The organism is Protofrankia sp. CiP1_Cm_nod1 (genome assembly GCF_920888515.1).
GTDB lineage: Bacteria > Actinomycetota > Actinomycetes > Frankiales > Frankiaceae > Protofrankia.
The window spans coordinates 1-4,350 of the sequence record NZ_CAKKTM010000075.1 but is presented as its reverse complement, the minus strand read 5'-3'; the positions used below and the strand labels follow the sequence as shown (position 1 = coordinate 4,350).

At 72.9% G+C, this 4,350-nt stretch carries 3 protein-coding genes and 1 pseudogene; 2 read left to right on the top strand and 2 right to left on the bottom strand.

Translation table 11 applies throughout. From position 1 onward, the window contains the following. The coding region (locus NBX02_RS04230; RefSeq protein ID WP_250290067.1) for a ParA family protein at positions 1-896 on the bottom strand (896 nt) is incomplete at its 3' end. A 364-nt stretch (positions 897-1,260) separates the two neighbouring features. Here NBX02_RS04230 and NBX02_RS04225 point away from each other — a divergent pair. After that, positions 1,261-2,982 carry a hemolysin family protein gene (locus NBX02_RS04225; RefSeq protein WP_250290066.1) on the top strand — a complete coding sequence of 574 codons (1,722 nt, stop codon included), beginning with the start codon at positions 1,261-1,263 and terminating at the stop codon, positions 2,980-2,982. Continuing rightward, positions 2,979-4,097, top strand: coding sequence for a hemolysin family protein (locus tag NBX02_RS04220; protein ID WP_250290064.1), 1,119 nt, complete (start codon positions 2,979-2,981; stop codon positions 4,095-4,097). The genes NBX02_RS04225 and NBX02_RS04220 overlap by 4 nt, the downstream gene beginning before the upstream one ends. A 68-nt stretch (positions 4,098-4,165) precedes the next feature. On the opposite strand, the pseudogene NBX02_RS04215 reads toward NBX02_RS04220, so the two are convergent. Then, positions 4,166-4,350 (bottom strand): annotated as a pseudogene (locus NBX02_RS04215) (antibiotic biosynthesis monooxygenase family protein); the annotation flags it as partial.

Here is a 4,350-nt window from a genome sequence, read left to right as displayed (position 1 = left end):
GCCGGGGGGCGGGCCGATGATCCGCCTGGTAGCGCCGGCCCTGCCGCCGACGGCACCGCGGGCGCCGTCCGGGATGTGCCCCCACCCGGCACCCGGGCCGTGGCCCCGCCGCCCTCCCCCCGCGGGCCGGGCGCGGGGACGGAGCCCGCCAGCAGCGCCCGGGCATGCGCCCGGTATGCCTCCGCCCCTCTGGAACGCTTCGCCGTCGTGAGGATCGAGCGTCCGGAGACCGGCGCCTCGGCGAACCGGACCGACCGCGCGATGGGTGGCTGGAGCACCGCCACCGCGTACCGGGCGGCGACGTCCGCCAGGACGGCACGGCCGTGCGTGGTCCGGGCCTCGAAGAGGGTCGGCAGCACTCCGCGGACCCGCAGCTCGGCATTGGTCAGACGCCGCACGTCGTGGACGGTGTCGAGCAGCTGCCCGACACCGCGGTGCGACAGGGTCTCGCACTGCAACGGGATGATCACCTCATTCGCCGCCGTCAGCCCGTTGATCGTCAGGATCCCGAGCGAGGGGGGGCAGTCGATCAGGATGAAGTCGTAGCTGTCGCTGATCTCGGCGAGCGCGAGCCGCAGCGCGTGCTCACGGCCGGTACGGGACAGCAGCACGGCTTCGCAGCCGGCCAGCTCGATGGTCGCCGGCAGCAGATCCGGGCCGTCCTCGGTCCGTCGCACCACGAGGCCGGGGCTGAGCCGGCCCAGCAGCACGTCGTGCACGGACAGCTCGATGACGTCCGGATCCAGGCCCAGGGAGAACGTCAGGCATGCCTGCGGATCGAGGTCGACGAGCAGGACCCGGCATCCCAGTTCGCTCAGCGCGGCGCCGAGGCTCGTCACGGACGTCGTCTTGGCGACGCCACCCTTCTGGTTTGCGACGGCGAAGACGCGAGCCATGCAGATCAGTCTCCAAGCGTCGGCGCAAAACCACAACACCCCACGCCACAACAACATCACCGACACCTGAAAAACTCGATCTCCATTTCGGACAAATCACAAAAGAACGCACACTCATCCGGTACGGATCATCACCGGACGTCCCTGCCGGCGCACCCGGCCGGGCGTCGGGCCCCGGCCGGGAAACCTCTGGGCGGCACGGCGGAGGTCTGTGAGGATGAGGGGTCTGTGAGGATGAGGGGATGGCACGCGGCGCGCCAGTACCGTCCGGGCGGGAGCCTCGGGCGGCCCCGACAGTGCAGCCCGCGGCGGGATCCCGATCGCCCGAGCACCGCGGTGGCCTGCGCCGGCCCCCGCCACAGCAATGATCGGTGACATTCTCGGCCTGGTGCTGGCCGTCGCCCTCATCGCCGCCAACGGGCTGTTCGTGACCGCCGAATTCGCTTTTGTGGCGGTCGACCACAGCCGGCTCGAGCAGGCGGCGCGGGACGGCTCCCACCGCGCGGCCCGGGTGCTGCGGGCCGTCCGGTCGCTGTCGTTCCAGCTTTCCGGCGCGCAGCTGGGCATCACCCTGACGTCGCTGGTGCTCGGCTACCTCGCCGAGCCGGCGATCGCCTCCCTGCTGCTGCCCGCGATCGACGCGACCGGCCTGCCGGCCGGCGTCGGCCATGCCGTCGCGGTGACCGCCGCCCTGCTGATCGCGACAGTCGCCCAGATGGTCTTCGGCGAGCTCTTCCCGAAGAACATCGCGGTCGCGGCGCCGGTAGCCGCGGCCCAGTGGGCCGCCGGGCCGCAGATGCTCTTCTCCAGCGTCTGCCGGCCGGTCATCACGCTTCTCGACGGGTCCGCCAACCGGCTGCTGCGCGCGCTGGGGATCGAGCCGCGAAGCCAGCTGCAATCGGCCAGGTCGCCGTCCGAGCTCGGCTGGCTGGTGCGCTCGTCGGCCGAGCACGGCACGCTGCCCGGCAACACCGCGAGCCTGCTGGGCAGATCCCTGCGGCTACGCGAGCGCACCGCCCAGGACGTCATGACACCGCGGATACGGGTGGTCGCGCTGCACGCCGACGACAGCGTCACGGAACTGCTCCGGGTCACCGGGGAATCAGGCCACTCCCGCTTCCCCGTCCTGCGCCCCACCGGCACCGCCGCGCCTGGCGCCGGCGCCTCCGACACCGATGGCACCCCTGACACCAGTGGCACCAGTGGCACCTCTGACACCGCCTCCCAGCGGGATTCGGGTACCGGTAGGGACCCGGGCTCCGCTCGCGCCACCGCCGGCCACGCAGGCGTCACCGGCCACGCAGGCGTCACCAGCCGCCGAGGCGCCGCCGGCTCCGGAGGAGGAGGGCACGCGGCCGAGCCGCCGGGCCCGGGAAGCGTCCCGGCTGTCCCCGGGGACGTCGACGACGTCGTCGGGGTCGTCCACGTCAAGGACGCCTTCGGTGTGCCGCCGGCCGAGCGCGGCAGCACACCGGTCAGCCGGCTCATGGTCGCTCCGGTGGTGGTGCCGGCATCGCTGAGCTGCGACGATCTGCTCACCACCCTGCGCGGGCACAGCCTTCAGATCGCCGTGGTCATCGACGAGTACGGCGGCACCGCCGGCGTGGTCACCCTGGAGGACCTCGTCGAGGAGCTCGTCGGCCACGTCCTGGACGAGTACGACCAGCCGGAGAGGCCCGACGCCACCGCCGGGCCGGACGGGAGCTGGTCGCTGTCCGGCCTGCTCCGCCCGGACGAGGTCGCCGACCTGACCGGTGTCCGGCTGCCCGACGGCCCGTACGAGACCGTCGCCGGCATCGTCCTGCACCGGCTCGGGCGCATCCCGCAGCCGGGTGACCAGGTCGATGTCGAAGGACATCTGCTCACCGTCGAGGAGATGGACCATCATCGCGTCAGCCGTGTCCGGCTGACGGGCCGCCCGCCCGGCCAGCCGGCCCGGACCCGCCGGAGCGGGCACACCGGCCGCCCACCCGGCTCGCACGGTCCGGGTCCGCGTAGCCCACATGGTCCGCACGGTCCGCATGGCCCGCGCGGCACCGATGACACCGGCGGCACCGACGGCCCGGGCGGGCAGGCACGGCGATGACCCTGCTCTATCTGGTCGGCGCGATCTTCCTGCTGGCCGGCAACGCGTTCTTCGTCGGCGCCGAGTTCGCCGTCATCTCGGTCCGTCGCGACCAGGTGGAACCGTCCGCGGCCGAAGGCGACCAGCAGGCCCGAAGCGTCCTGACCGCGATCGGGAACCTGTCGCTGATGCTCGCCGCATCCCAGCTCGGCATCACGATCTGCTCGCTCGGGCTCGGCGCGGTGGCCGAGCCCACGATCGCCCACCTGATCGAGGGGGGTCTGGACCGGCTCGGCGTCCCCAGCGGCTTCCACCACCCGATCGGGTTCGCGCTCGCGCTCCTGATCGTCGCCTGCCTGCACATCGTGCTCGGCGAGATGGTGCCGAAGAACATCGCGCTGGCCGGCCCCGAGCAGGCAGCCCGCTGGCTCGCGCCGCCGCTGCTCCGGTTCGCCGGCCTGACCCGCCCACTGATCGTCTTTCTCAACGCCGTCGCCAACCGATGTGTCCGGCTCGTCCGCGTCCATCCGGTGGACGAGCTGAGCACCGCCTACACCCCGGACCAGCTCGCGACGATGATCGCGGAATCCCGGCGGCAGGGCCTGCTGGAGGACACCGAGCACGAGCTGCTGACCGGCGCGCTGGAGCTGTCCGAGCGGGCCGCCGGCACCATCATGATCCCGGTCTCGGAGATCGTGACCGTCCCGTGGTCGGTGACCGCGTCCGAGCTGGAGAAGCTGGTCGCCGAGACCGGCTTCTCCCGCTTCCCGGTGCGCGCCGCCGGCGGTGGCGCCCCGGCCGGGCCGGGCCCGGTAGTCGTCGGTTTCGTGCACGCCAAGGACGTCATCGGTATCCATGGCGACGCCCGCGACGAGCCGCTGCCGCCACGCAGGCTGCGGCCGATGGCCGAGGTCCGCGCCGACCTGCCGCTGGACGAGGTCCTGCGCCTGATGCAGCGCAGCGGCTGCCATCTCGGCCGGGTACCCGGGCCGAACGGCACGACCCGCGGCGTCATCGCCCTCGAGGACGTGGTCGAGGAGTTCGTGGGCGAGATCGAGGACGCCAGCCACCGGCAGGGTGTAGGTGAGAACCTCCGTCAGGACAGCGGTTTCCACCTACAGACGCGGAAGCCGTAGGTGGAAACCGCTGTCCTGGTGACGGCTTCCACCTACGGACGGGGAGGCTTCGGGTAGCGGGACGCGGCCTACGCCTTGTCGTTCCTGGGCGCGGCCGACTGGACGACCTCGAACGACCACAGCGTGGCCGCGGCCGCGGCCGGCGCACCGGCCCCGGGATGACCAGCAGGTCCGCCGTGACCGGCCGGCGCGCCAGCCCCTGGGTGGCCACCGCCGGGGTGGCCGCCGGGGTGGCCGCCGGGGTGGCCGGCCG

What these genes read in the sequence shown, in the direction of transcription:
- NBX02_RS04225 (WP_250290066.1), top strand. Translation starts at nt 1,261, where the DNA reads ATGATCGGTGACATTCTCGGCCTGGTGCTGGCCGTCGCCCTCATCGCC.
- NBX02_RS04220 (WP_250290064.1), top strand. Translation starts at nt 2,979, where the DNA reads ATGACCCTGCTCTATCTGGTCGGCGCGATCTTCCTGCTGGCCGGCAAC.